Here is a 26,836-nt window from a genome sequence, read left to right as displayed (position 1 = left end):
CCATCTCAACACAACTAGGCTGTGTACTCGTGCCGGATCATCTTGCCGATCGCCGACCGGACGTCGCTGTGGACTCCCTCATTCGTGGGCTGGTGCCGCCGCCGCTGTTCAACGACGTACGGTTCGACACCTACCGGCCGAACCCGGACGTGCCCAGCCAGGCACAGGCTTCGGCTCGCTTGCAGAATTTCGTGGCGAACCTCGACCGGCCTGTGCGCAGTGGGCTGCTCCGCCGACGAGCGGTAACGCCCGGCCCTGCGGGCCTATACCTAGATGGTGGATTCGGCGTCGGCAAGACTCATCTGCTTGCCTCTGCTTGGCACGCGGCGCCGGCACCGAAGGCGTATGCGACCTTCGTCGAGCTCACCCATCTCGCCGGGGCACTTGGCTTCGCCAGGTTGACTACCGAGCTGTCGGGTATGAAATTTCTCGCCATCGATGAGTTCGAACTCGACGATCCGGGCGATACCGTCTTGATCTCGACGCTCCTTGCGCGCCTGGATGAGGCTGGCGTGCGAATTGCGGCTACCTCCAATACCCTCCCTGATCGGCTGGGAGAAGATCGGTTCGCGGCCGTCGATTTCATGCGGGAGATCCAGGCCATGGCCGCCCGCTTTACGTCGATCCGAGTGGATGGTCCCGACTACCGTCATCGCGGCCTACCAGAACCTCCCGATCCGGCTACGCGAGATCAGGCTCGCGAGGCAGCCGAGCGTGCAGGGGCGACGCTCGACGACTTTGAGGATTTGACAGCCCATCTCGCGAGTCTGCATCCGTCCCGATATGGCGCACTACTGGATCATGTAAGCCTCGTCGCGCTGACAGACGTCGGCGTCGCCGCCAACGAAAATGTAGCCCTTCGGTTAGTGGTCTTCGCCGACCGACTCTATGACCGCCAAATTCCTGTCGTGGCGGCCGGTGTTCCGTTGAATCAGCTCTTTGCTGCGGAAATGCTCAGCGGCGGCTATCGCAAGAAGTACCGGCGAGCGATTTCACGGCTGGTCGCGCTCGCTCGATTGGGCAATAGCGCGCTGGATGAGCAGGCGGATGCTGACGGCAGTGGTGTCCGACCGGTTCGCCCGACAACGCCATCCACAGCGACTGACGGAGGTTGAGCCGCTAGGGTTCCCTCATGGCGTCCGATTCATCCAAGTCAAAGTCGAAAAGCTCTGCGCGCCGTGGCGTTCAGGATCCCGATGAGAACGCATCGGTGCGCGAGGCTCTGCGCGTTGCCGATGGGCCGGTGAGCCTGCTTGGCTACGACCCTGACGCCAAGCCGCTTGCTCCTGGTGGTAAATCCAAGACTGCCGAGGACCTTCTGAAGGCGGGTCCTGGTCTGGCCGAGCTGCAGGAACGCCTCTATGCCAACGGCTCAATCGGTGACAACCGCAGAGTGTTGCTGGTACTGCAGGGCATGGATACGTCCGGCAAGGATGGCGTCGTCAAACACGTCGTCGGACTGGTCGGCCCGGCTGGAGTCAGCATCAAGTCATTCAAGAAGCCGACGCCAGAAGAAGCTGCGCATCATTTTCTTTGGCGAGTCAGGAAAGCGTTGCCGTCGGCCGGGCTGATCGGAGTCTTCAACCGTTCGCATTATGAGGATGTCGTAATTACGCGCGTTCACGAGTGGATCGACGAAGATACTCGAGATGAGCGCATCGAGGAGATCAAAGCGTTCGAACGTCAGCTGAGCGAATCCGGCACGACGATTTTGAAGTGCTTCCTGCACATCAGCTACGCGGAGCAGCGTCAGCGTCTACTGGCGCGGCTGGACGATCCGACGAAGTACTGGAAGTTCAACCCGGCCGATATCGACGAACGGGCATATTGGTCCGACTACCAGACCGCATACGCGACCGCGATCGCGCGTACGTCGACTGACGCCGCTCCGTGGTACATCGTGCCCAGCGATTCAAAGTGGTATCGCAACTGGGCTGTCGGTCGGCTGCTTTGTGAGACGTTGAACGATCTTCATTTGCAGTACCCCGCGCCTGATTTTGACCTCGACGCCGCCCGAAACCGACTACAACCGCCTTACTGACTCGCTCGCCATCGAGGGGGCACTCCCACAGCTCCACATAGCGTGGGTGGGTCGACACCGTAAATCGGCAAGAGTGAATCGGCAACGGTGGGTCGACACGGTGGGGCAACACGGTAGACTGGCGGCACTGGAGGGGAGTAACCCCAGTAGCACCGCGACCACCTCGTCATCACGGATCAGCGCCGGTATCGGTTTCTGGTCCCGGGGAGTCGGCCTGATCAGGGTGGGTGAGACCTCCGGCAGCAGCTGCATGCGACTCGGCTATGCAGCTCATCGCTGACCGGAGGCAGTTAAGTGCATGTAACCCCATTGGTCTGGACGATCACGCTGGCCGTCACAGCGGCATTTCTGATTGTTGACGTGTTCGTCATCGGGCGCCGTCCTCACGAACCGTCCATGAAGGAATCCGCCACCCATCTGGCGTTCTTCGTCAGCGCTGCAGTCCTCTTTGGCATTGGGGTATTCGTTGTCAGTGGCTCGCGTTATGGCACCGAGTTTTTCGCCGGTTGGTTAACTGAGTACTCGTTGTCCATTGACAACCTTTTTGTCTTTCTGATCATCATGACAAAGCTGTCGGTTCCAAGGAAACTGCAACAATCTGCTTTGCTCATCGGCATCGTGTTGGCGCTGATCCTGCGCGGTTTGTTCATCGCGGTTGGCGCGGCCGCAATCAATACGTTCTCCTGGGTCTTCTATTTGTTCGGGGCATTTCTCGTCTACACCGCCGTTAAGTTGGCAAAAGAGGGTCGCGATGAGGACGCCGAAGGAGAGTACGAGGACGGCAGGCTGATCCGATGGTTGCGTCGGCGGGTTCCGTCGACCGACGAGTATCACGGAAGCCGACTGACCGTAAAAAGCGCAGGCAAGCGCCTGATAACCCCCATGGCCATCGTCATCGTGGCACTTGGCACGACCGATCTGCTGTTCGCCCTTGACTCGATCCCGGCCATATATGGCCTGACGAAGGAGCCCTACCTCGTTCTGACGGCCAACCTGTTCGCGTTGATGGGTCTGCGGCAGCTTTACTTCCTCATCGGAGGGCTTTTGACGAAGCTCGTCTACCTGAGCCTGGGTCTTTCGGTGCTGCTCGGTTTCATTGGCGTCAAGCTGGTGCTGCACGCCTTGCACGAGAACAGCCTGCCGTTTATCAACGGCGGTGAGCACGTAGCGTGGGCGCCGGACATCCCGATTTGGTTGTCGTTGGTGGTCATCATCGGTGTGCTCGGAGTTACTACCGTGGCCAGCCTCGCGAAGACCGCACGCACGAAGGCCTCAGCTTCGGAAATGTCGCCCTCCGAAGCCGACGTGTCGCAGCGGACTGAATCGTCACCGTAGACGCAGAGATCACTCGCCGCGCAGTGGCCGCGGCGGGACGACCGGGTATCGCTGCCAGCGAAACCATGTTGTCGTACGCATTCCGTACCTTGGAAGCATGCGAGTGAAGAGCGACATCGTCCCCTCCAGCGGCAGGTTCGAGGTCATCAGTGACTTCGAACCGTCGGGCGACCAGCCCACCGCGATCGCGGAGCTCGAAAAGCGCATCGAGGCCGGCGAACGCGATGTGGTGTTGCTAGGTGCTACTGGCACGGGCAAGTCGGCCACCACGGCCTGGTTGATCGAAAAGCTCCAGCGGCCTGCCTTGATCATGGCGCCGAACAAGACCCTCGCGGCGCAACTGGCCAACGAACTCCGCGAGATGCTTCCGAACAATGCCGTCGAATACTTCGTCAGCTACTACGACTATTACCAGCCCGAGGCATATGTGCCTCAAACAGACACCTACATCGAGAAAGACTCTGCGATCAACTCCGAGGTCGAGCGTTTGCGGCACTCGGCCACGATGTCATTGCTAACGCGGCGTGATGTGGTCGTAGTCGCGACGGTGTCCTGCATCTATGGCCTGGGAACGCCACAGGAATATGTCGACCGCGCTGTGCGGCTGCGCACCGGTCAAGAGATCGAGCGCGAGAAGATCCTCCGCGGTCTGGTCGGTGTGCAGTACGCCCGAAACGACATCGCGTTCAGCCGCGGCACTTTTCGGGTGCGCGGGGACACCGTCGAGATATTTCCGGTCTACGAAGAGCTCGCGATTCGGGTCGAGATGTTCGGCGACGAGATCGAACGACTGTATTACCTTCACCCGCTCACCGGCGAGGTAATCCGAGAGGTCGACGAGGTCTTCATTTTCCCAGCTACGCACTACGCCGCAGGGCCGGAGAAGATGGAAAAGGCGATCGCGGGCATCGAATCGGAACTCGAGATTCGGCTCGCCGAGCTGGAAGGCCAGAACAAGCTGCTCGAGGCTCAGCGGCTGCGGATGCGGACGAGCTATGACATCGAGATGATGCGCCAGGTGGGCTTCTGCTCTGGCATCGAGAACTACTCGCTGCACATCGACGGTCGGGCGCCGGGCAGCGCGCCGAACTGCCTGCTCGACTATTTCCCGGAGGACTTCCTCCTCGTCATCGACGAGTCACACGTGACGGTTCCTCAAACCGGCGGTATGTACGAGGGCGACATGTCCCGCAAGCGGACCCTAGTGGATCACGGGTTCCGGCTGCCGAGCGCGATGGACAATCGGCCGCTGAAATTCGAGGAATTCGTTGACCGCATAGGTCAGACGGTCTATTTGTCTGCCACCCCGGGCCATTACGAGCTGGGCAAAAGCGGCGGTGAGTTCGTCGAACAGGTCATTCGACCGACCGGCCTGATCGACCCCGAGGTCATCGTCAAGCCCACGAAGGGACAGATCGACGATCTGGTCGGCGAGATCCGCGAGCGTGCGGCGAAAAATGAGCGCGTCCTCGTCACCACACTGACCAAGAAGATGTCTGAAGATCTGACCGACTACCTGCTCGAATTGGGAATCAGGGTGCGGTATCTGCACTCCGAAGTCGACACGTTGCGACGCGTAGAGCTGCTTCGCGAGTTGCGGATGGGCGAGTACGACGTGTTGGTAGGCATCAACCTCTTGCGCGAAGGTCTGGACCTGCCCGAGGTTTCTTTGGTCTCGATCCTCGACGCTGACAAAGAAGGCTTCCTGCGCTCGGGCACCTCCTTGATCCAGACCATCGGCCGAGCCGCCCGTAACGTGTCAGGCCAGGTGCACATGTACGCCGACCGAGTGACCCGATCAATGGAGCAAGCGATCGACGAGACAAACCGACGTCGCGCGATTCAGGTTGCGTACAACACCGAACGAGGCATCGACCCCCAGCCGCTCCGCAAACGAATTGCTGACATAACTGACATGCTCGCGCGCGAGGCGGAGGACACAGACGAATTACTGGCCATGCCGGTCGGCGGGTCGGGACGGTCACAGTCCAGAGGGAAATCTCCGGTGCCGGGGAGAGGCGGTCGCGGGTCTACTGGGGGAGTGGTCGGTGTCGGCGCGCACGCAGACGGCAAGCTCGACGTGGCAGAGTTGCCCCGCGCCGAGCTGGCCGACCTGATCCAGCAGCTGAACGACCAGATGCTCGGCGCGGCACGGGAGCTGCAGTTCGAGGTTGCAGCCCGGTTGCGTGACGAGATTCAAGAACTGAAGAAGGAGCTTCGAGGTATGGACGCCGCCGGAGTCCGCTGATTCTCGGCACGAGCAGGCCGAGGCTCTCAGGTAGAGCGAGGCCGTGCTCCGAGGGCGGCGACGGCCCGTGCGCCGAGCTGATTACCCAGCCGCACGGCGGCCACGAGATCTGCGCCTCCGTGAAGGGCAGCGAGCACGCCCGCAGCGAAGGCGTCACCTGCTCCGGTTGAATCGATCACCTCGACCTCTTCCGTTGGAATCTCGGTCAGCACCCCGTTTTGCGCCACCGTGGCACCACGTGCGCCGCGCTTGACCACGACGCCTGCAAACCGTTCCGACAGTTTCATCGCAGCCAGGCCCGAGTCTGTAATCCCAGTAAGCACAGAGGTTTCGTCGTGGTTCGCCAGCAAGGTGGCGGACGGTTCCACCATCGCCAGGAAAGTCTCAGCTCCCAAATGCCGGATCGGATCCGCCGACGCCGCATCCACGGTTATCGGCACCCCGGCGTCGCTGGCTCGGCGGATCGCAAATCTGGCCGCGTCGCGTGAGCCTTCGCTTATCAGCGAGTAGCCCGACACGTGTAGTCGATCGCCTGCCTCGAGCACCAGCTCCGGCAGGTTCGCGACGCTCAGATTCTCATTCGCACCCGCCGACGGGATCATGGTGCGCTCACCATCGGAGCCGACCAGCACGATACAGACCCCTGTCGCGGCGCTCCCATCGATGCCCGCGAGCACGCGTACGCCGTGGGAAGCGAGAACCTCCACCGCGGAGCGCCCGAACGCATCGTCGCCTACCCTGCCGACAAAGCTCGCCGGCACGCCGAGCTCGGCCAGCCACGCTGCTGTGTTTGCTGCAGCGCCACCATGCCGAAACTCGATCGGCGCAGGTGTGTCTGAGCCAATTGACAAGGGGTTGTCAAGGACGGCCATGACGTCGATCATCAAGTCGCCCAGACAGACAACGCGGCCAATCGCGGTGCTCATTTCGATTCCGTCGCCACGAGGGCGCCAGCGATTTCGGCAGCGACTCGGGCATTGTTGAGCACTAGCTTCACGTTCGCGGTAAGGGACGCACCCTCGGTTTCACGGTGAAAGAAGTCGAGAAGAAAAGGGGTCACATCCTTGCCTCGAATTCCGAGGTCGCCGAGTGCTGCCAGGCCAGCTTGCAAGGTCGCGTCGTGCAGAGCCCTGTCGAGCTGATCGCCGATCGGAATCGGATTGGCGATCACAAGTCCATAGGTCTGCGTGCCCAACTCATCGCGCATTTTCAAAACTCGTGCCACGTCGGACGCCGTATCGATCCGCCAATCCACCGAATAGCCTGAGTCGGCCAAATAGAAGCCTGGAAAACGGTCAGTTCCATAGCCGATCACTCCGACGTTGAGCGTTTCGAGGCGCTCGAGGGTCGCTGGCACATCGAGGATCGATTTGACGCCAGCGCACACCACGGTGATCGGCGTCCGCGAAAGCGTCGTCAGATCGGCGGACTCATCCCAGGACTCCCGCGCATACCGATGAACGCCGCCCAGACCTCCCGTGGCAAAGATTGCGATGCCGGCTCGCGCCGCCAAATGTGCCGTCGAGGCGACCGTTGTCGCACCGACGCCGCCCAGTGCTGCGATCGTGGCGAGGTCCCGCACGCTTACCTTGACTACGTCGTCGGAGGTGGCGATCGCTCGCAGGGCTTCGTCGTCCAAGCCGATACGCGCTCGTCCGTCGACGATCGCAATGGTCGCCGGTACGGCTCCCGCATCACGGACCGCCTGCTCGATCTCCCGGGCAATGCGAAGATTCTCCGGGCGAGGGAGTCCGTGGCTGATGATGGTGCTTTCCAAAGCGACGACCGGTCGCTTTGCCGCCAGGGCCTCTGCAACCTCGGGGTGTAGCTGCACATCGATCCCTTCGATCGGGTAGATATAGCGTCATGCCCATCAGGACAACCCTGGATCACGTCACCATCGTGGCCGATGACTTCCAGGCCAGTCGGCCAGTCTATGACGCTGTCCTCGGCTCCCTGGGTTTGGTGCCCCGCCTTGACTTCGGTGATCCCGACGGCGATATCCCAGACGGCGATAACCCAGACGGCGATAACCCAGACGGCGATGGTCACGAGGGCGACGACCGCGAACGGGCCACCGTGGCAGCCATCGGATATTCGACGGTCCAGGGCGAGCTCCGAGTTCTGTTGGTTTCGGGTTTACCGCCGACGAGGGGTGCGCACTTCGCGATTGCCGTCGACGAAAAAGCGATAGTTGCTCGGGCTGCCGCAGCCGCCTCGGCTGCGGGTGGCCGGGTGGTGCAGGGGCCTCGCGAGTGGGAGGCGCAGCAATTGGGGTACTACGGGGCTCAGCTGGCCGACATCGCGGGCAACGTCATCGAAGTGTTCTACCGAGCCGGCCTCACAACGGACTAATCGACGTCGGTGAAATGCTCGACCAGAGGCGGCTGGGCGAAATAGGGCCCGATGCCGCCGCGCCAGCGGGTGAAATTCTCGGAGTCCCGGAACCCCTGGTGCGCCTCGAGCGATTCCCACTCGACCAGCAGGACGAACCGCGTCGGACTCTCGATGCCGTGTGTCATACGGATGCTGATGAGCCCCGGCGATTGCGCCAGGGCAGTTTTGACCGAGCGATAGCCGTCCTGAAATGCCTGCTCTGAGCCTGCTGGAACGTCGATGAGGGCCACTTCCAGAACCATGGGACAGATCCTGGCAGACTGAAGGCAATGACTGGTGGTCGGGTAGTGCGTCGGGTGGTGGCTGGCGTTGCGGTCGTGGCTGCTTTCGTCGTGGTCGCGGCCATAGCGTTGGGCGTTTCGCGCGGACGTAGCGACAACGTCGCCGACGGTCGTGTAACACCTCTGTCGTCAATAACCGAGCCCTCGAGCTCCATTTATGCTGGCGCCCTCACCCCCAGCGGGGTGACTAGCGCTACCAACCGTCGTCCAGCCCGCACCGCCCCGGCGACGACAGCTCCACGCGCCTCGATCGGCGCTAGGCCCCGCCTGACGCCGACTCCTACGCACTCGCCAGTTGTTCCACACGCGGCACCGCTGGTGACGACGAGATTGCCCGTGGCCGGGACGACCGCGGGGGCCTCACAGGTCATCACTGTTTCCGCAACATCGACCAGCTCCACCCGGGGCACGCTGCAGGCATGGTCGAAGGAGGGGAACGGGTGGGTCCGGGTCGGCGGCGCCGTACCTGCCTGGCTCGGAGACGAAGGGATGACGACCAGCGCCAGGGAGGGATTCGACGGGACGCCTATCGGCAGCTTCACGCTTACGCAGGCTTTCGGGAACGATCCCGATCCAGGCGCGGCGATGCCCTACTTTCGATCAGGGCCGGATGATTGGTGGTCCGGCGACAGTACGAGTGCGACCTACAACAGTCATCAGCGCTGCGCCCCGAGCAGTTGCACTTTCGACACCAGCGAGAGCGAGAATCTATACGAGGCCGGCTCGGTTTATGGCTACGCCGTGGTGATCAACTACAACATGGCACCAGTCGTCCCCGGTAACGGAAGTGCGTTCTTCTTGCACGTTACCCAGAACGAGCCCACCCAAGGCTGCGTGTCGATACCGGAGGCTGACATGGTGAGGATGCTGCGCTGGCTACAACCAGCTGCCCACCCACGGATCTTGATGGGTATCGGAGCCTGAGCGGGCAAATCCAATTGACTACAACCGAATCGACGGCGCCGGTCTAGACATCAGGAGGCGAGGACAACCGCGTCCCGACGTCCGGGTCGCGGGGCCGGTCGGGCAGACGGTCTACGTCTGTGCGTCCTACGTAGAGCCATCCGAGCAACTTCTCGTGCCCCGATACACCCATCATCGCGTGTACCTCCTTGAGTTCAGCGCCAGGCCCCGTTCGCCACATCGCAGTCCAGCCCGCCTCGAAGAGCAGCAGCTCCAACGTCGTCACCATGGCCGCGCAGGCACTTATCTGCTCCCACCGCGGAACTTTCGGATGGTCTTGCAACGTTGCGACGATGCCAATCAGCAATGGAGCCTGGTGCACCTTGCGGGCCGTTTTTAAGGCCTTCGCACTACCCGGTTCGTCACCGAAGCCAGTGACGAGAGCGGCGCCCAGACGGTCGCGTTGCTTCCCTCGTACGCTCACCAGCCGCCACGGGCGCAGCCCGGCATGATCGGGTGCATGGGCTGCGATCGCGATCAGCGCCGTCAATTCGTCGTCATCCGGCGCCTCGTCGGTGATCGCGGCCGTGCTCATGCGGTACCGCACCGCGTCCTTGAGTTCCATCTAGATCATCGCCAACCATCAGGTGTCATCGTCTGCCGTCATCGGTGCGGCGACTGTCTCATCCCCTCGCTTTTCCGACGGACCCATCTCGAACAAGTGTGGGACGCGTCTCGAAGGGTATGCAGCGATCTGTCCACGATGATCGGCAACAGCGGCCCGTCGCTAGTCTGGGATCGTGAGTGAGGAAGACACGCCAGCGCTGACAGGCGCGGACAGCGCAACCGTGCGTCATGTCCTCGGGCACTATCCGACGGGTGTCGCCGTGATCACCGCCATGACGGCTGACGGTCCGGTCGGGATGGCCATGAATTCGTTTACCTCGGTGTCACTCGAACCGCCCTTGGTCCTGTTCTGTCCAGCGCTGACGTCGACCACGTGGCCCCTGCTTCGCGATGTGGGGCGGATCTCGATCAACGTTCTGTCGGCGGGTCAGGAGTCGGTGAGCAGGATCATGGCCGCGCGCATGACCAACCGTTTCGAAGACCTAGCCTGGACGCCTGGTTCCAACGGCGCACCGCTGCTGTCGTCTGCGCTCGGCTGGTTGGAATGTGTAGTGCAGGCTGAGTACCCGGCGGGCGATCACACAGTAGTCATCGCCGAGATTGATCGGATGGGCGTGCACGCAGACATCGCCGAACCGCTCGTTTTCTTCCGCAGCGCCTACTACCGCGGGATGACGGCGGCGGTTGAAGCAGATGAAGCTGAAGGCTGACTCCGACATCAGGCCCCGCTGACGCCTTGTCAGTCCGTGATCGGGTCAGTCCGTGATCGGGTCAGTCCGTGATCGGGGTCAGTCCGCGAACGGGTCAGTCCGAGATCAGCGTGGGTCGAGGTTGTCCATCGCCGTATGGATCCGCTTCACCGACACGGGGTACGCAGTACCAAGGCGCTGTGCAAAGACGCTGACGCGAAACTCCTCGATCATCCATCGAAGACCGTCCAGTGCGTCGTCCGCTATGGTTTCTCGCCCTCGCGCCCGAAGGTCATCGAGATCACGCTCAACCAGATCAACCGCGGCTCGGCGTTCGCTGTCGCGCGCGATGTTTGTGACCGCATCGCCCAACCGAATCTGAATCGCCCGCAGGCAACGGGGAAGTTGCGCCAGCTGCCTCGCGTCGGTACCGCTGACGAAGCCAGGAAAGATCAGCAAATCGAGGTGGGCGCGCTCGTCGCGACGGAGATCGGCGAACGCCCTCTGGTCCTTCGATCCGGGCAGGCTTTCAAGAGTCAACTCCGTTTGCTGAAACGCGTCGATGATCGTGCATACGACATCAACTGTTTGCTGCGCAGTGCTCGCCAGCCGGCCGCGGACGACTTCGTGCAGCCGCTCAAAGTCGGCGCGTGTCCATACGGTGCCGCCCGCCTGCCTCATCAAAAGGTCCACAGCGGCTGTCACACAATCTTGTAGCAAAGCCTCGAGCGAGCCGTGTGGGCTGCGGCTCAGGGTCAGCCGCGCGCTTGGTGTCAACGCCGAGCGCAGGGTCTTGACCGGCGAGGGGAGGGTATTGACCAGCAGGCGGCGGGTGCCCAACCACATTGCCGCGCGCTGGCGGGCCTCCGAATCGAGCACGCGGATGGCCACGGTCGGAGGCAGCGTTGCACCCGCGACAACCTCGACCAACGCCGGATAGCCGGTCATCTCGTGCCCGCTTGCGGTTCGTCGGACGGTCCTCGGCAGGTCCCCGAAATCCCATTGCGTCAGATTGTCTCGGGCGAGATCGCTGGTCACCCGCTCCAGCGTCTCAGTCACATCGCCGGCGAATCGCCTTTGGAGAGCGGCCAAATCCTTGCCCTCAGCCAGCATCGCACCTTGCTCGTCAACGATCCGATAGGTGGGACGTAAATGAGCCGGCAGGCTATCGAGCTGCCATGCATCCGCCGGAACGATGACACCTCTGCTCCGTTCGAGTTCATTCGATAAAACCTGCGTCAGGCCGCGCGCGTTGCCGTGCAGCTCTGCGGGCAGGGCCGCGACGAGTGCCGCGGCTGTATCCGGGATGGGCACGAGACCGCGGCGAAGTGGTTTCGGAAGGCTGCGTAACAGGGCGGTTACCAACTCAGACCGTAGCCCAGGCACCTGCCAGTCCAGACCAGCCGCGCTGGCTTCATTCAACAGCGGCAGCGGAATCGTGACGGTGACGCCGTCGCTGCTGACGCCAGGCTCGAATCGGTAGTTCAGATCGAGCTCGAACGTACCCGACGTCCACTTGTCTGGGTATTGCTCGGCCGCGACGGACCAACTGCCGCCCCGCATGAGTTCGTCTGCGCTGAGATCGAGCAGATGGGGCGTGCGATGCCGGGTCTTCTTCCACCAGGCGTCAAAATGACGAGCGGAGACAATGTCGGCCGGGATTCGCTCGTCGTAAAAAGCGTAAAGCGTCTCTTCATCGATCAGAATATCGCGCCGACGCGCCCGGTTCTCGAGATCCAGGACGTCAGACATCAGGTCGCGATTTGCTTTGAAAAAGGCGTGGCGTGTCTCCCAGTCGCCTTCGACCAGAGCATTTCGGATGAACAGTTCACGCGATACAACAGGGTCGATCCGGTGATAGCCGACCTTGCGGCCGACGACCAGTGCAACGCCGTACAGCGTGACGCGCTCGGTGGCGATGACCGCGCCCTGTCTGCGTTCCCAATGCGGTTCGCTGTAACTGCGCTTGACAAGATGAGCAGCCAGCTCCTCAGCCCACTCGGGTTGGATCGCGGCGACTGAACGCCCCCATAGTCGCGAGGTTTCGACCAGTTCGGCGGCCATCAAGAATCGGGGTTGCTTTCTGAAAAGGGCCGAACCAGGGAATATCGCGAATTTGGCGTTGCGGGCGCCGAGATAGTCACCGCGAGGCCCCTCCTTGAGACCAATGTGTGACAGCAACCCTGCGAGCAGGCTTCGATGTATCTGCTCGGCGTCGCCGGCCTGATCGCCAACGGTGATGCCCATGCTCTTGGCGATCTGTCGAAGCTGGGTGAACAGGTCCTGCCACTCGCGGATTCGCAGATAGTTCAGGAACTCCGAACGGCACATCTTCCGAAACTGACTGGATGACAGTTCGCGTTGCTGCTCGCGCACGTAACGCCAGAGGTTGAGGTATCCGGCGAAGTCCGACGTCGAATCCGCGAAGCGCACGTGCTTGGCATCCGCCGCCTGCTGCGCATCGGCCGGACGTTCGCGGGGATCCTGAATCGAGAGCGCTGCCGCGAGAACGAGCACGTCCCTCACGCAGCCGCGGTTGTCGGCTTCGGTGATCATTCGAGCTAGACGCGGATCGACCGGCAACTGCGCAATTTTGCGTCCGACATCAGTCAAGGTCGGCGTGCCCTTGCTGGCGCTGGCTGTAACAGCTGCGAGCGCTCCGAGTTCGGTTAACAGCGCAAGCCCGTCGGCGATCTGTCGACGATCTGGCGGATCGATGAATCCGAACTCCTCGATGGCGCCAAGGTCTAGGGAGGCCATCTGCAATATCACCGATGCCAGATTCGTACGCAGGATCTCAGGATCGGTGAACTCTGGTCGGCTTTCGTAGTCGTCTTCGGAATACAGCCGGATGCAGACCCCGTCCGACGTTCGTCCGCATCGCCCTGCGCGCTGGCGAGCTGAGGCCTGAGAGATGGGCTCGATCGGGAGCAGCTGTACCTTTGTCCGATTGCTGTATCGCGAGATCCGGGCCGTCCCGGCATCGATGACGTACTTGATGCCAGGCACCGTGAGCGAGGTCTCGGCCACGTTGGTTGCAAGCACGATTCGGCGGCCGCGGTGGGCTGCGAAAACGCGGTGCTGCTCCGCGCTGGACAAGCGAGCGTATAGCGGCAGAACCTCGGTTTCCCGAAGGTTCATCGCATTCAAGGCGTCGGCTGTATCGCGAATCTCTCTTTCGCCGGAAAGGAAAACCAGGATATCTCCGGGTGGCTCCGCGTGCAGCTCGGTGACGGCGTCACAAATCGCGCCGACCTGATCCCGCTCGTCGGCAGCTGGGTCGTTCGGGTCCACGACGGGGCGATAGCGAATCTGGACCGGATAGCTGCGTCCGGAGACTTCGATGACGGGCGCGTCGCGGAAGTAGCGTGAAAATCGCTGGGGATCGATGGTTGCCGAGGTGATGATCAGCTTGAGATCGGGACGGCGGGGCAGTAGTTGCTGCAGATAGCCGAGCAGAAAATCGATGTTCAGGCTGCGCTCGTGTGCCTCGTCGATGATGATCGTGTCGTAGTTGCGCAGCATCCTGTCACGTTGGATTTCGGCGAGCAGAATTCCATCCGTCATGAGTTTGACGAGCGTGGAATCGCTGACTTGATCGGTGAAGCGCACCGCGTATCCGATGGTCTCGCCCACCGATGTCTGCAGTTCCTCCGCGATCCGCTCGGCCACTGCACGGGCGGCGATTCGCCTCGGCTGTGTGTGGCCAATGGTGCCCCGCACGCCCCGGCCGAGCTCCAAGCAGATCTTGGGCAGCTGCGTCGTCTTACCGGACCCTGTCTCGCCTGCGACGACGACCACCTGGTTACTAGCGATTGCTTGGAGCAGGTCCTCGCGCCGCTGGCTGACCGGCAACTGCTCGGGATAGGTCAGTTCGGGAGCCGCGGCCTTGCGGATCGCGATTCGTTGCTCGGCCCGGTCGAACTCGGCGCCGAGCGCCGTCAACGAACTCGAGCGTCCCGCGCCCTTACGTCGCTTGTCGTCCAGCTTGCGGCGCAGTCGGTGTTCGTCGCGCAGTGTCAGGTTGGGCAGTCGACGGCGAAGCTCAGCGGTGCTATTCGGCGCGCGCTCTGGGCGCTGTGGTTCGCCGACGCCGGGTGAGGAGCCGCGTTCGCGGCGACGGTCGTGGAGGACTCGGACATATCTCTTCAAGAATAGGCGTCTTGCAAAATGGGTGCCCGCCATTGAAGCCAGCTACCAGCCGCGTTGACGCCATTCAGGCAACTGCGGGCGTTCGGCACCCAGCGTCGAATCGTCGCCATGACCGGGATAGAACCAGGTGTCGTTCTTGTAGACAGCGAAGATCCGTTCAGTAACGTCGTTCAGCAGCGTTGTGAAGTCGGATGGATTCGTTGTCCGTCCAACTCCACCTGGGAACAACGCGTCACCGGTGAAGAGATGTCCGACACCTTTCGGGTCTTCGTAATGCAGCGCTATCGAGTCCGGCGTGTGTCCACGCAGCCCGATAACAGTCAGGTCGAGATCGCCGACGTGAAGCTTCTCGCCGTGATGTAGCCCGCGGTCGGTCGGTACAGGTATTGCGGTGGCATCCTCGGCACCGGCCAGGGTCCTGGCGCCGGTGCGCGCAACGAGGGCGGCCAGACCTTGCCAGTGGTCGGCGTGGCGATGGGTGGTGAGGATGGACGACACGGTGTCGCCGCCTAGGCGCGCTAGCGTCTCGAGACGATCAGGCTCGGCCGCGGCATCGATCAACAATCCCTCGCCGGTTGCCCGGCACCGCAGCAAGTAGGCGTTGTTCGAGAGGTTGCCGACCGCCAACTTGGCGATCGTCAGGGCAGGAAGCTCTCGAACATCGATCGGGCCCCCAACCCGAACCTCGCCCGTGTAGGTATCAGCGGTCTCAGAGTCTGTCATTCGGTGATCACCGGAAGCTCCTCGGTCGTGGGTTCCGTCAGGATTTGAACGGATGCATCAGGCAGATTGGACAGCACGGTTTTCACGTAGTCCTCAACGGCGGCAGGTCGCCCGACATCGCGTCCGAGCTGCTCGGACATGAGCCAGCGATGCTCGCCGATCTCATAGAACAGTTCGGCATCGGGGAGTCTCTTCCTAAGATCTGGTGGCACCATGCTCAGGACACCGTAAAACTTCTCGTCGAGCCACTTTCTAGCGGCCAGATCTTCGGGAATGTCGTGGCCGACTCCCTCAATCCAGTGCGCTCGGAAACGCGCCAAGTCGGACAGTATCTGACGCGCCTGATTTTCCTGCACCTGTAGGCCGGTTAGCGCATACACCCGGCGTACGTGGTGGCCCGGTTCGACCACGTGAGTTTCGAATCGAAGTTTGCTGCCCGCGTCCTCGCTGCGAATGCCGATCTCAGAGACATCGAAGCCGAGCGAATTCAGTTTCCGAACCCGCTCCTCAATGCGGTAGCTCTCGCCCGAGGGATAAACCTCGTCGTCGGTGAGCTCGTTCCACAGGCGCTCGTAACGGGGTTCCAGCGACATCGCCATCTCGACGGGGTCGGCATCAGTAGACAGGTAGCCGCCTGCCTGCAGGTCCATCAGCTCGCCGGCGATGTTCTCGGTGGCGATCGTAATGTCGTGACCGCGTTGACCGATCGTGAGCGTGGGATGGACCTCGCCGGTCTCGGCGTCAACTAGGTAAGCCGCGAGCGAGCCGGCATCTCTTCGGAACAAGGTATTGGACAGTGAGCAATCCCCCCAGAAGAAACCCGCCAGATGTAGCCGCACGAAGAGTTCTGCCAGAGCGTCGAGCAGTCTGGAGCGCAGGTCGGGCAACGAGCGTTCGGTAAACAGCGACCTGTAGGGGAGCGAGTAGGGCAGGTGCCGAGTGATCAGCAGACTCTGCAGGGGTTCACCGCCCGAATCGGTCCGGTCGGTCACGGTGCCGAACGCGTCCACGACTGGCACTGAGGCTTCGGCGAGCTCGCGGAGTAAATGGTGTTCGCGAAGGACGTAGCGTGTCGTGGCTTCCTTGAATGCGAAGATTTCGTTCTGGTCTCGCACGAACCGGACCACGTGTCGAGAGATCCCGCGCGGAACCTGCACGATGCGGGGGTCTGCCCACTCGGCCAGCGGTTTGTCAAAAGGCAGGCTGAGCAACTCGGTGGCTGCGCCGAGGGTTGTAATCGTGTAGTTCGCCATGACGTCTATGAGGGTACGACGCCGTCTGATTCCAGGCGGCCTGCCGGCCGATACGGTATCCATGTGGCCGCCCAACCCCTCAGCGAAATCGTCGACGCCGGATGGGCCCGCGCGCTGGCGCCGGTCGAGTCGCAGGTGAGTGCGATGGGGCAGTTTCTTCGAGCCGAGATCGCTGCCGGCCGCACGTACCTGCCTTCGGGCGAGCATGTTCTGCGCGCCTTCACCCAGCCCTTCGATGACGTGCGGGTGTTGATCGTCGGTCAGGATCCGTATCCGACTCCAGGACATCCGATCGGACTTTCGTTTGCAGTTGCGTCGCAGGTGCGACCGCTTCCCAGGTCGTTGGTCAACATCTTCCGAGAGCTGCAAGACGACCTCGGTGTGCCCGCGCCGAGCAGCGGAGACTTGACGCCGTGGACCACCCAGGGCGTGCTGCTGTTGAACCGAGTGTTGACAGTCGCGCCGGGCAAGTCAGGTTCGCATCAAGGAAAAGGTTGGGAGCAGGTCACCGAGCAAGCCGTTCGGGCGCTCGCGGCCAGAGGCGTTCCGCTGGTTGCGATCCTGTGGGGGCGGCAGGCCCAATCGCTGCGGACGGCGCTGCCAGGGGTTATGCGCATCGAGTCAGTGCACCCAAGCCCGCTTTCTGCGTCCGGCGGGTTTTTCGGCTCGAAGCCATTCAGCCGAGCAAATGCCGCCCTGGTCGAGGCCGGGGCCACCGCGGTCGATTGGAAACTCCCCTGAGGCCACTGCCGAACGCTGATCCACGAAGTTCGGCATAAAGAGCTAAGGGAGGTCGACCAGCCGGGTGGGGAATCCGCCGGTCGCGATGGGCCCCCACGTCCGAGGGGTTATGCGGATCAATGACTTGCCCTGGGTGACCATCGCCTCGCGGTATTCCGTCCAGTCCGGGTGCTCGCCTGATATGGACCGAAAGTAGTCGACGAGTGGTTCCACGGAATCGGGTAGATCGATGACTTCTGCGGTTCCCTCGATCTGCGTCCAGGGATCGCCGAACCTGTCCGACAGGACGAGCACGCTGCACCGGGGTTCCCGCCGGAGATTTTGCGCCTTGGCACGCTCGGGGTAGGTCGAGATCACTATCCGCCCGTCGCTGTCGACGCCTGCGGTGACGGGGGAAGCTTGCGGCTGTCCGCTGCGTTTAGTCGCGATGAGGATCATGTTGTGGCGTGGACGGATGAAATCCAGCAAACCGGGCAGATCGACGGTGGTGTTTGTCGCGATTGTTCGAGCCATCTGGCCATCATGCCCGCCAAGTGGTGGCGGAGTCACGCGGGCTTGATGACGGGCTTGATGACGGCTTTGATGACGCTATCTGCTCCAACCGGGACCGGACCGCGCCCGCTACTGCCGATGCCGACGCTGCGTACTCTTGTAAGTGTGTTGTCGTAGGTCATGGCTACCCTCGGCGAAGGACAATCGAACATCGTTACTGACCACCGACACCCGTTTCACACCCGTTCGACACACCAGCAACACCGGATGCGTCAAGGCCGTGCCTTTCGCGAAGCAACGTTAGAAGCGACGTTAAGTGAAGCCGGGCTTGAGCTCCTGCAGGTTGCTTGCAGACCGAGAGATATCCGCGTAATTCTGATCGACCAGAGAGAAGCCTGTGTCTGACCGCCTGATCGTCCGTGGTGCCCGTGAGCACAACCTCAAGGACGTGCACCTCGACCTGCCCCGAGACGCGATGATCGTCTTCACCGGTCTCTCAGGTTCCGGCAAATCCTCCTTGGCGTTTGACACGATCTTCGCTGAAGGCCAGCGCCGCTACGTCGAGTCGCTGTCGGCCTACGCACGCCAGTTCCTCGGTCAGATGGACAAACCTGACGTCGACTTCATCGAGGGCTTATCGCCTGCGGTTTCGATCGATCAGAAGTCAACGTCGCGCAATCCTCGTTCAACGGTGGGCACGATCACCGAGGTTTACGACTACCTCCGACTGTTGTATGCCCGAATCGGGCACCCGCACTGTCCGATTTGCGGCGAACCGATCAGCAAGCAGACGCCCCAGCAGATCGTTGATCGAGTGCTTGAGATGCCCGAGGGCACCCGGTTCCAGGTTCTGGCCCCCGTAATTCGGGAGCGTAAGGGCGAGTACGCGGACCTCTTCGATGATCTGCAGGTGAAGGGTTATTCCAGGGTTCGAGTTGATGGCACCGTGCAGTCGCTCACTGACTTCACCGGCCCGCTGGAGGAGCGCGCCAAGCTCAAGAAGCAGGAGAAGCACACGATCGAGGTGGTCGTTGACCGGCTGACCGCAAAGAAAACTGCGAAACAGCGGATCACGGACTCGGTCGAGACAGCGTTGGGTCTGGCCGCCGGTCTCGTGATCCTCGACTTCGTAGATCTGGACGAGGACGATCCTCATCGCGAGCGAAGGTTTTCAGAGCGGCTTGCCTGCCCGAACGACCATCCGCTCGCCATCGATGAGCTGGAGCCACGGTCATTTTCGTTCAACGCGCCATTCGGGGCATGCCCGGTGTGTGCAGGCATCGGTACCAGAAAAGAAGTCGACCCCGAGCTACTGATTCCGGACCCGGAAAGATCGCTGGCCGATGGCGCGATCGCGCCTTGGGCGACTGGCCAGAACAACGAGTACTTCCTGCGCCTGCTGGAGGGCGTCGCCGATCAGATCGGTTTCAGCACCGAATCTCGATGGGACCAGTTACCGGCGAAGGCGCAGAAGGTCGTCTTGTACGGCGCGACCGAACAAGTCCACGTCCGATACAAGAACCGCTACGGCCGCGAGCGGTCTTACTACGCAAGCTACGAAGGCGTGGTGCCGTGGCTTGAACGCCGGCATGCCGAGACCGATAGCGACTGGAGCCGCGACAAGTACGAGGGCTACATGCGCGAGGTCCCGTGCCCGACTTGCCAGGGGACCAGGCTGAAACCGGAGATCCTCGCGGTCACACTCGGTGGTCGATCCATCGCCGAGGTGTGTGCGCTTTCCATCGGCGAGGCCTCGCAGTTCCTTGGCAAGCTCGTCCTCAGCGAGCGTGAGGAGCTGATTGCGCTTCGCGTGCTGAAAGAAATCAACGCCCGGCTGGGGTTCCTGGTCGATGTCGGCCTGGACTACCTCTCGCTCGATCGCGCGGCGGCCACTCTCGCCGGCGGCGAGGCGCAACGCATCCGACTTGCCACTCAGATCGGGGCCGGCCTGGTCGGGGTGCTCTACGTCCTGGACGAACCCTCCATCGGACTGCATCAGCGTGACAACCGACGGTTGATCGATACGCTCGTACGACTCCGCGACCTCGGAAACACTCTGATCGTCGTCGAGCACGATGAGGACACGATCCGAACCGCCGATTGGATCGTCGACATCGGTCCGCTTGCAGGTGAGCACGGCGGTCAAGTGGTTGTTTCGGGAACGCTGGATGACCTCCTGAAGTCGGAAGCGTCGATCACCGGCGGGTATCTCTCCGGCAGGCGGGCGATCGAAGTCCCGATGGTTCGCAGGCCAATCACTCCGGGTTGGGAACTCGTCGTCGAAGGTGCGCGTGAGCACAACCTGCGCAACATTGACGTCGCCTTCCCGCTTGGCGTGTTCGTCGCGGTAACCGGAGTGTCGGGGTCGGGCAAGTCGACTCTCGTCAACGACATCCTGTACACGACCTTGGCCAACCGCATCAACGGCGCGAAGCTGCCGCCTGGCCGTCACAAGCGTGTTACCGGTCTCGAGCATCTGGACAAGGTGGTCGGCGTCGATCAGTCACCGATCGGCCGGACGCCACGATCGAACCCGGCGACCTATACCGGCGTCTTTGATCACATCAGAAAGCTGTTTTCGGAGACGACGGAGGCAAAGGTCCGCGGTTACCTGCAGGGCCGATTCTCCTTCAACGTCAAAGGTGGCCGCTGCGAGAACTGCGCCGGCGACGGGACGATCAAAATCGAGATGAACTTCCTCCCGGACGTCTATGTGCCATGTGAGGTGTGCAAGGGAGCCAGGTACAACCGCGAGACGCTCGAGGTTCATTACAAGGGCAAGACCATTTCTGAAGTGCTCGACATGCCGATCGAAGAAGCCGCCGAGTTCTTCAAGCCGATCTCCAAGATTGCCCGGCACCTCGACACCCTCGTCGACGTGGGACTTGGCTACGTCCGGCTAGGCCAACCGGCACCGACCCTGTCCGGCGGCGAGGCGCAGCGCGTGAAGCTCGCGAGCGAGCTCCAGAAGCGGTCGACCGGGCGCACGATCTATGTTCTGGACGAGCCGACGACGGGCTTGCACTTCGAAGACGTATCGAAGTTGTTGGGCGTGCTCCAGTCGCTAGTGGACAAAGGCAACAGTGTGCTGGTCATCGAACACAATCTCGACGTCATCAAGACAGCAGACTGGGTCATCGACATGGGACCTGAAGGAGGTTCCGGGGGCGGCATCGTGGTGGCCCAGGGAACTCCGGAGGAAGTCGCGATGGTGGCAGGCTCGCATACTGGTGGCTTCCTCGCGAGACTTCTGACGGATCGCCTGGCCAAGACCGATCGGATGAACAGGACGACGGCATCGCGGGTCTCGAGCGAATCGGGCTCGGCCGCGAAACCAGTTCCCAAGGCACGCTCAGTTTCCGCGCGGAGCGCATCACCAAAGCCCGAACGAAAGAACAGCGGCGAGTCAGCTGCGGTCAAGGCGATCACGCCCAAGCGATCCACCAACGCTGGGGCTTCGAAAGGTACCTCGACGAAGACAGTTACATCGGAGGTGACGTCCAACGGAGCGCGTCCGCGCGTGCGTGCCAGAAAGGCATCGGCGTCTCGTTGACCGGTACCGTTCAGATGATGACCCGGCCGCTGGGTGTCGGCCAGCCTCACTAGGGTTGAGTCGTGGCTGACCCGTCTTCGTATCGCCCGGCGACAGGGACCATCCCGGTCGAACCGGGGGTCTACAAGTTTCGGGACGCGCGTGGTCAGGTCATCTATGTCGGCAAGGCGAAGAGTCTGCGGTCTCGGCTGAACTCCTATTTCGCCGATGTTTCCGCGCTTCACCCGCGAACTCGGCAGATGGTGACGACCGCCGCCAGCGTCGAGTGGACAATCGTCAAAACCGAAGTGGAAGCTCTTCAGCTCGAGTACAACTGGATCAAGGAATTCGACCCGCGGTTCAACGTGCGATACCGGGACGACAAGTCCTATCCCTCCCTTGCCGTAACGCTGAACGAAGAATTTCCTCGGCTGCAGGTGATGCGCGGGCCCAAGAAGCCAGGAGTTCGCTATTTCGGCCCGTACGCCCACGCCTGGGCGATCCGTGAAACGCTCGATCTACTGCTGCGCGTGTTCCCGGCCCGGACCTGCTCAGCCGGTGTGTTCAAGCGCGCCGGACAGATCGGCAGGCCATGTTTGCTCGGCTATATCGGAAAGTGCAGTGCGCCTTGTGTCGGCCGTGTGACGGCAGAAGAGCACCGAGCGATCGTCGACGACTTCTGCGATTTCATGGCCGGCAAGACGGAGACCATGATCCGCAGGCTTGAGCGTCAGATGAACGAGGCGAGCAGCAATCTCGAGTTCGAGCGGGCCGCACGCTTGCGAGACGACCTCGGCGCCTTGCGGCGATCGATGGAGAAGCAGGCTGTGGTGCTCACCGACGGCACCGATGCCGATGTGGCGGCGTTCGCCGGCGATGAGTACGCCGCGTCCGTCCAGGTCTTTCACATTCGAAGCGGTCGGGTTCGGGGCCAGCGCGGCTGGGTCGTCGACTCAGCCGCCAGCGCGGAGGGCGAGGTGAGCATTCCTGAGCTGGTCGAGCAGTTCATCACCCAGTTCTATGGCCCTGACGATGCGGTGGTCCCGCGCGAGGTGTTGGTGCCGGAACTCCCCGAGGACGCCCATGCCCTGACGGAATGGCTTTCGGACAAGCGCGGGGCCCGCGTTTCGCTGCGGGTGCCGCAGCGGGGTGACAAGAAATCCTTGATGCAAACCGTTGCGCGCAATGCCGAGCAAGCGTTTGTCCAATACCGGCTGAAACGTGCGAGCGACCTCACTGCCCGTTCGCTCGCCTTATCTGAACTGCAGGAAGCGCTGGACATGCCTGATGCGCCGCTGCGTATCGAGTGCTTCGACATCAGCCATGTTCAAGGCACGAACGTCGTAGCGAGCATGGTTGTCTTCGAAGACGGGCTCGCACGCAAGAGCGAATATCGCCGTTTCACGATGCAGTCCTCAGGCGGTGATACCGACTGGATTGCCGAGGTAATCCGGCGTCGGTTCGCTCGCTATCTGCAAGAGCGCACGATCGATGCCGAGGTTGAACGGGGCGAGATCGAGGCCGCGGGCGGCCGGGCTCGAAAGTTTGCGTATCCGCCGAATCTTGTTGTCGTCGATGGCGGGGCGCCCCAGGTTGCGGCAGCGCAGAATGTCCTGTTGGAGTTGGGGATCACCGATGTCACCCTCGTCGGACTGGCCAAGCGCCTGGAAGAGGTGTGGGTCCCCGGCGAGGACTTCCCGCTCATCCTCCCGCGCACGTCCGAGGCGTTGTATTTGATGCAGCGGGTGCGTGACGAGGCACACCGTTTCGCGATCACCTTTCACCGGCAGAAGCGCTCGAAAGCGATGGTTGAGTCCGAGCTTGCGAACATTCCCGGCCTCGGGCCAGCGCGTCGCAAGGCCTTGCTGGCGGAGTTCAGCTCGCTCAAAAGGCTGCGCAGTGCCAGCATTGACGAGATAGCGGCGGTGCCGGGGTTCGGCACCGATCTCGCGAAACGGGTCGCTGATGCTTTGGAGCTGCGTAATGATGACCGAGCGCCCGCAGTGAATATGGCGACGGGCGAGGTCCTGGGTTAGCCAGCGCGTAACCAAAGGCGGGTTGACTATCCGTACATCATGTCTTCTGGGACTGACGTGATTCGGCCCAGTGCGATCGACATACCGAACAAGAGGAGACCCCAATGGCCACCGCAGAGAGCGGCGCGCTGGAGACCGTGATCGTGACCGGCCTGTCGGGAGCCGGCCGGAGCACCGCGGCTAAATGCTTGGAGGACCTCGGGTTTTTCGTCGTCGACAACTTGCCTCCCGAACTCGTTGCGACGATGGCCGAGCTCGGAAGCCGCAGCCAAGGTGCGGTCACCAAGTTGGCGGTCGTCATGGATGTACGTAGCCGGGCTTTCTCGACTGACCTGACTGGGGTAGTAACCGAGCTCGGCCAACGTGGTCTGAACCCCCGCATACTGTTTCTCGAGGCCAGCGATGCCGTCCTGATCCGACGCTTCGAGAGTGTGCGCCGTGCACATCCGCTGCAGGGCGATGGTCGGCTCGCCGACGGGATCACGGCAGAGCGGGCCATTCTCGAACCGTTACGCGATATCGCCGACCTCGTGCTCGATACATCTGAACGCAGCGTGCACGAACTTCGACGGGCGATCGAGGAGGCCTTTGCCTCCAATGGGCTCGGCGCGCCTGAACTACGCGCGACGGTCGTTTCCTTCGGCTTCAAGTACGGCTTGCCGGTCGACGCTGATCTCGTGGTGGACGTTAGATTTCTGCCGAATCCCTTTTGGATACCGGAGTTACGCGAGCTGACGGGCGAAGATCAAGAAGTTGCTGACTACGTTCTCAGCCAGGAGTCCGTGCCCGCCTTCCTCGACAAATACATCGAGATCCTGCAGATCATCGGTGCGGGGTACAGACGAGAGGGCAAGCACTACCTGACTCTCGCTGTCGGCTGCACCGGCGGCAAACATCGCTCGGTCGCGATGAGCCGCGAACTTGTCCGCAGGCTGACGGAACTCGGCGTTCGCGCTACTGTCGTCCATCGTGATCTGGGACGCGAGTAGTGGCTGAGCCGACGAATCCATCCAGCTCGGCAGCGACAGGCGCCCCGCTCGACGGGACGCCAGCAAGCCCGACCGCCACTCCTCGACGACAACGTGTGGTCGCCTTTGGCGGGGGACACGGCCTTTACGCATCGTTGTCGGCGCTGAGGTTGCTCGACGTCGATGTGACCGCCGTCGTCACTGTCGCTGACGACGGCGGTTCTTCGGGTCGGATCCGGCGCGAGCTCGACGTGCTACCGCCGGGAGATCTGCGGATGGCGCTGGCTGCGTTGGCCGCAGACCGGCTTCATGCTCCGGACCGCGAATCCCCGGGCCGCCAATCCCCGGAGGGCCAATCCCCGGTCAGCTTGGCGTGGTCGGAGATTTTGCAGCATCGCATGGGCGGCTCGGGAGTGCTTGCTGGCCACCCGGTGGGGAATCTGATGCTGACGGGGCTGATGGAGCTCCGGGGTGATGCGGTTACGGCGCTCGATGATCTCGGGGCGATTGTCGGTGCCCGCGGCCGGGTGCTGCCGATGTCTGCTCAACCGTTGGACCTCGTAGCAGAGGTGGTGAGCGTCGACCCCGACGACCCGGTTCAGATCCGAACGATCCGCGGGCAATCCTCGATTGCGGCGACTGCCGGTCGGGTCCGCTCGATTCAACTGATCCCGCCCGATCCGCCGGCGTGCGTCGAGGCATTGCAAGCCATCGCCGCCGCCGATGTGATCATCCTGGGACCCGGATCCTGGTTTACCAGCGTGATTCCACACCTGCTCGTGCCCGAGTTGGCGAGGGCGCTCCTCGGTACTGCAGCGCGAATGCTCGTCCTGCTAAACCTCGAACCGCAGGTCGGTGAAACCGATGACTTTTCGCCGGAGGAACACCTACGAGTGTTGACGAGACACTGTCCGGGCCTGCGGATCGATGCAGTTATCGCCGACTCAGACGCTGTCGCCGAGCCGAGGAGTTTGCAAAACTACGTCGCATCGTTGGAGGCCGACCTGTTTTTGGCCCGGGTAGCTGCGCAGGGAGCAGGAGCAAGGCATGATCCAGTCAAGCTCAGCCTCGCGCTGGACAGGGCGTTCAGTTTGAACCGAACGGTCGAGACTGGTGCCGGCAAACACGAAGTGGTATCCGAAAAGGGAGTGCATTGATGGCGATGACGGCTGCGGTCAAGGACGAACTCAGCCGGGTGACGGTATCCAAGGCGACTGCGCGGCGCGCCGAGATAGCAACGATCCTTCGGTTTGCAGGCGCGTTGCACCTCATCGGCGGCAGGATCGTGATCGAGGCGGAGGTCGATACCGGTTCAGTCGCGCGACGACTACGCAAAGAGATCGCTGAGGTATTCGGCTATCACGCGGAAATTCAGGTCGTGACCGGGGGGAGCCTGCGTAAAGGCACCCGCTACCTCGTGCGGGTGGCGAAGGACGGCGAGGGGTTGGCGCGGCAGGCCGGCCTGGTCGATCTGCGCGGTAGGCCGGTTCGAGGCTTACCGACCCAAGTTGTTGCTGGAACCATTGCCGAGGCCGAAGCCGCCTGGCGGGGGGCCTTCCTGGCGCACGGCTCGCTCACCGAACCAGGTCGGGCCGGAGCTCTGGAGATTACGTGTCCGTCAAACGAAGCTGCGCTCGCTCTCGTCGGTGCGGGCCGCCGGATCGGTGTCCTCGCCAAGGCGCGCGAGGTGCGCGGCGCAGACCGGGTCGTCGTACGTGATGGCGACGCCATCGGAGCCTTGCTGACGCGCATCGGCGCCCACGAAGCCGTCATGGCGTGGGAGGAACGACGAATGCGCCGTGAAGTCCGATCGCATGCGAATCGGTTGGCCAACTTCGACGACGCCAACCTCCGCCGGTCCGCCAGGGCCGCTGTCGCCGCGGGAGCTCGCGTTGAACGGGCGATGGACATTCTCGGCGCAGATGCTCCCGACCATCTTCTACAAGCCGGACGGCTTCGGCTCGAGCACAAACAGGCCTCGTTGGAGGAGCTCGGTGCCCTGTCTGATCCGCCGATGACAAAAGACGCGGTCGCGGGACGCATCAGGCGCCTGTTGGCGATGGCCGACAAGCGAGCCTCAGACGAGGGAATACCCAATACCGAGGCGGCGGTCACTCCAGAAATGCTGGCGCCCTGAGCAAAGTCGCACCGATCAGGTGTCTGATCGCTCGCCCGATGACCCGTCCTATGACCCGGCGCAGGACTCGCGATACGACCCCTTATTGGACCGCCATGTGACTGGCATGTGACTCGCGATATGACGGGGGGTCCACGGGACCGATAGAGTCAGGGCGCGCTAACCCACCGAGACCCATCGTCGGTTGGTCCGCGTTTCGAGGGCACGAAGGTGTGCGCTCACCTCGGTACGTCCGAGTTCATAGCCAAGTTGTTCATAGCCGAGTTGTTGACCTTGATTCC

The 26,836-nt window shown here is 62.3% G+C and carries 21 protein-coding genes; 13 read left to right on the top strand and 8 right to left on the bottom strand.

Going from position 1 to position 26,836, the window contains the following annotated elements:
- The first annotated feature begins 29 nt into the window (after positions 1-29).
- From zapE to uvrB, 4 genes are all read left to right on the top strand, one after another.
- A complete protein-coding gene (gene zapE, locus ACSMXN_RS13165) occupies positions 30-1,115 on the top strand; it encodes a cell division protein ZapE (RefSeq protein ID WP_022911920.1) in 1,086 nt (361 codons plus the stop codon).
- 17 nt (positions 1,116-1,132) lie between these two features.
- Positions 1,133-2,041, top strand: a complete 909-nt coding sequence (locus tag ACSMXN_RS13160; protein ID WP_022911919.1) for a polyphosphate kinase 2 family protein — start codon at positions 1,133-1,135, stop codon at positions 2,039-2,041.
- A 294-nt stretch (positions 2,042-2,335) separates the two neighbouring features.
- Positions 2,336-3,376, top strand: a complete 1,041-nt coding sequence (locus tag ACSMXN_RS13155) for a TerC family protein (protein ID WP_051148734.1) — start codon at positions 2,336-2,338, stop codon at positions 3,374-3,376.
- 97 nt (positions 3,377-3,473) lie between these two features.
- Positions 3,474-5,624: an excinuclease ABC subunit UvrB gene (uvrB, locus tag ACSMXN_RS13150; protein WP_022911917.1), complete on the top strand. Its 2,151-nt coding sequence runs from the start codon at positions 3,474-3,476 to the stop codon at positions 5,622-5,624.
- A gap of 26 nt (positions 5,625-5,650) precedes the next feature.
- On the opposite strand, the gene ACSMXN_RS13145 is transcribed toward uvrB, so the two are convergent.
- Both ACSMXN_RS13145 and ACSMXN_RS13140 read right to left on the bottom strand, forming a co-directional pair.
- Positions 5,651-6,550 carry a PfkB family carbohydrate kinase gene (locus tag ACSMXN_RS13145; RefSeq protein WP_022911916.1) on the bottom strand — a complete coding sequence of 300 codons (900 nt, stop codon included), beginning with the start codon at positions 6,548-6,550 and terminating at the stop codon, positions 5,651-5,653.
- Positions 6,547-7,458 carry a pseudouridine-5'-phosphate glycosidase gene (locus ACSMXN_RS13140; protein ID WP_022911915.1) on the bottom strand — a complete coding sequence of 304 codons (912 nt, stop codon included), beginning with the start codon at positions 7,456-7,458 and terminating at the stop codon, positions 6,547-6,549. Before ACSMXN_RS13140 ends, ACSMXN_RS13145 begins: the two co-directional genes overlap by 4 nt.
- Before the next feature lie 32 nt (positions 7,459-7,490).
- Here ACSMXN_RS13140 and ACSMXN_RS13135 point away from each other — a divergent pair, with 32 nt between their 5' ends.
- Positions 7,491-7,979, top strand: a complete 489-nt coding sequence (locus tag ACSMXN_RS13135) for a VOC family protein (RefSeq protein ID WP_022911914.1) — start codon at positions 7,491-7,493, stop codon at positions 7,977-7,979.
- Here ACSMXN_RS13135 and ACSMXN_RS13130 read toward each other — a convergent pair.
- On the bottom strand, positions 7,976-8,263 hold the full coding sequence (locus tag ACSMXN_RS13130) for an antibiotic biosynthesis monooxygenase family protein (RefSeq protein WP_022911913.1): 288 nt from the start codon (positions 8,261-8,263) through the stop codon (positions 7,976-7,978). The genes ACSMXN_RS13135 and ACSMXN_RS13130 overlap by 4 nt on opposite strands.
- A 27-nt stretch (positions 8,264-8,290) precedes the next feature.
- Between ACSMXN_RS13130 and ACSMXN_RS13125 the strand changes: the two genes are divergently transcribed.
- Positions 8,291-9,226, top strand: a complete 936-nt coding sequence (locus ACSMXN_RS13125; RefSeq protein ID WP_081648926.1) for a L,D-transpeptidase family protein — start codon at positions 8,291-8,293, stop codon at positions 9,224-9,226.
- Between the two features lie 43 nt (positions 9,227-9,269).
- Here the strand turns inward: ACSMXN_RS13125 and ACSMXN_RS13120 are convergent, their stop codons facing one another.
- A complete protein-coding gene (locus ACSMXN_RS13120; protein WP_022911911.1) occupies positions 9,270-9,830 on the bottom strand; it encodes a nitroreductase family protein in 561 nt (186 codons plus the stop codon).
- 175 nt (positions 9,831-10,005) lie between these two features.
- On the opposite strand from ACSMXN_RS13120, the gene ACSMXN_RS13115 reads away from it, so the two are divergent.
- Complete coding sequence (locus ACSMXN_RS13115; protein WP_022911910.1) at positions 10,006-10,542, top strand: flavin reductase family protein; 537 nt, start codon at positions 10,006-10,008, stop codon at positions 10,540-10,542.
- A 105-nt stretch (positions 10,543-10,647) separates the two neighbouring features.
- Here the strand turns inward: ACSMXN_RS13115 and hrpA are convergent, their stop codons facing one another.
- From hrpA to ACSMXN_RS13100, 3 genes are all read right to left on the bottom strand, one after another.
- Complete coding sequence (gene hrpA, locus ACSMXN_RS13110) at positions 10,648-14,553, bottom strand: ATP-dependent RNA helicase HrpA (RefSeq protein WP_027139076.1); 3,906 nt, start codon at positions 14,551-14,553, stop codon at positions 10,648-10,650.
- Positions 14,554-14,715: 162 nt separating this feature from the next.
- Complete coding sequence (locus tag ACSMXN_RS13105; RefSeq protein WP_022911908.1) at positions 14,716-15,396, bottom strand: MBL fold metallo-hydrolase; 681 nt, start codon at positions 15,394-15,396, stop codon at positions 14,716-14,718.
- Positions 15,393-16,712 carry a DUF4032 domain-containing protein gene (locus tag ACSMXN_RS13100; RefSeq protein ID WP_022911907.1) on the bottom strand — a complete coding sequence of 440 codons (1,320 nt, stop codon included), beginning with the start codon at positions 16,710-16,712 and terminating at the stop codon, positions 15,393-15,395. Before ACSMXN_RS13100 ends, ACSMXN_RS13105 begins: the two co-directional genes overlap by 4 nt.
- Between ACSMXN_RS13100 and ACSMXN_RS13095 the strand changes: the two genes are divergently transcribed.
- Positions 16,713-17,390 (top strand): uracil-DNA glycosylase, encoded by a 678-nt coding sequence (locus ACSMXN_RS13095; protein WP_022911906.1) that lies wholly within the window; start codon positions 16,713-16,715, stop codon positions 17,388-17,390.
- 42 nt (positions 17,391-17,432) lie between these two features.
- Here the strand turns inward: ACSMXN_RS13095 and ACSMXN_RS13090 are convergent, their stop codons facing one another.
- Positions 17,433-17,903 (bottom strand): PPOX class F420-dependent oxidoreductase, encoded by a 471-nt coding sequence (locus ACSMXN_RS13090; RefSeq protein WP_022911905.1) that lies wholly within the window; start codon positions 17,901-17,903, stop codon positions 17,433-17,435.
- A 376-nt stretch (positions 17,904-18,279) separates the two neighbouring features.
- On the opposite strand from ACSMXN_RS13090, the gene uvrA reads away from it, so the two are divergent.
- From uvrA to whiA, 5 genes are all read left to right on the top strand, one after another.
- Positions 18,280-21,435: an excinuclease ABC subunit UvrA gene (uvrA, locus tag ACSMXN_RS13085; RefSeq protein ID WP_022911903.1), complete on the top strand. Its 3,156-nt coding sequence runs from the start codon at positions 18,280-18,282 to the stop codon at positions 21,433-21,435.
- Positions 21,436-21,497: 62 nt separating this feature from the next.
- The gene (uvrC, locus tag ACSMXN_RS13080) at positions 21,498-23,450 is read left to right on the top strand and encodes an excinuclease ABC subunit UvrC (protein WP_022911902.1); all 1,953 of its coding nucleotides are present in this window, start codon (positions 21,498-21,500) and stop codon (positions 23,448-23,450) included.
- A gap of 104 nt (positions 23,451-23,554) precedes the next feature.
- Entirely contained in the window at positions 23,555-24,439 is an 885-nt protein-coding gene (gene rapZ, locus ACSMXN_RS13075; protein ID WP_022911901.1) for an RNase adapter RapZ, read from the top strand.
- Positions 24,439-25,575, top strand: coding sequence for a uridine diphosphate-N-acetylglucosamine-binding protein YvcK (locus ACSMXN_RS13070; protein WP_022911900.1), 1,137 nt, complete (start codon positions 24,439-24,441; stop codon positions 25,573-25,575). Before rapZ ends, ACSMXN_RS13070 begins: the two co-directional genes overlap by 1 nt.
- Positions 25,575-26,555, top strand: coding sequence for a DNA-binding protein WhiA (whiA, locus tag ACSMXN_RS13065; RefSeq protein WP_022911899.1), 981 nt, complete (start codon positions 25,575-25,577; stop codon positions 26,553-26,555). Before ACSMXN_RS13070 ends, whiA begins: the two co-directional genes overlap by 1 nt.
- Positions 26,556-26,836: the final 281 nt, after the last annotated feature.

The sequence above is a fragment of the Parajatrophihabitans canadensis genome (assembly GCF_053764775.1).
The sequence above is the reverse complement of the archived record's forward strand: the minus strand, read 5'-3'. Positions and strand labels throughout refer to the sequence as shown.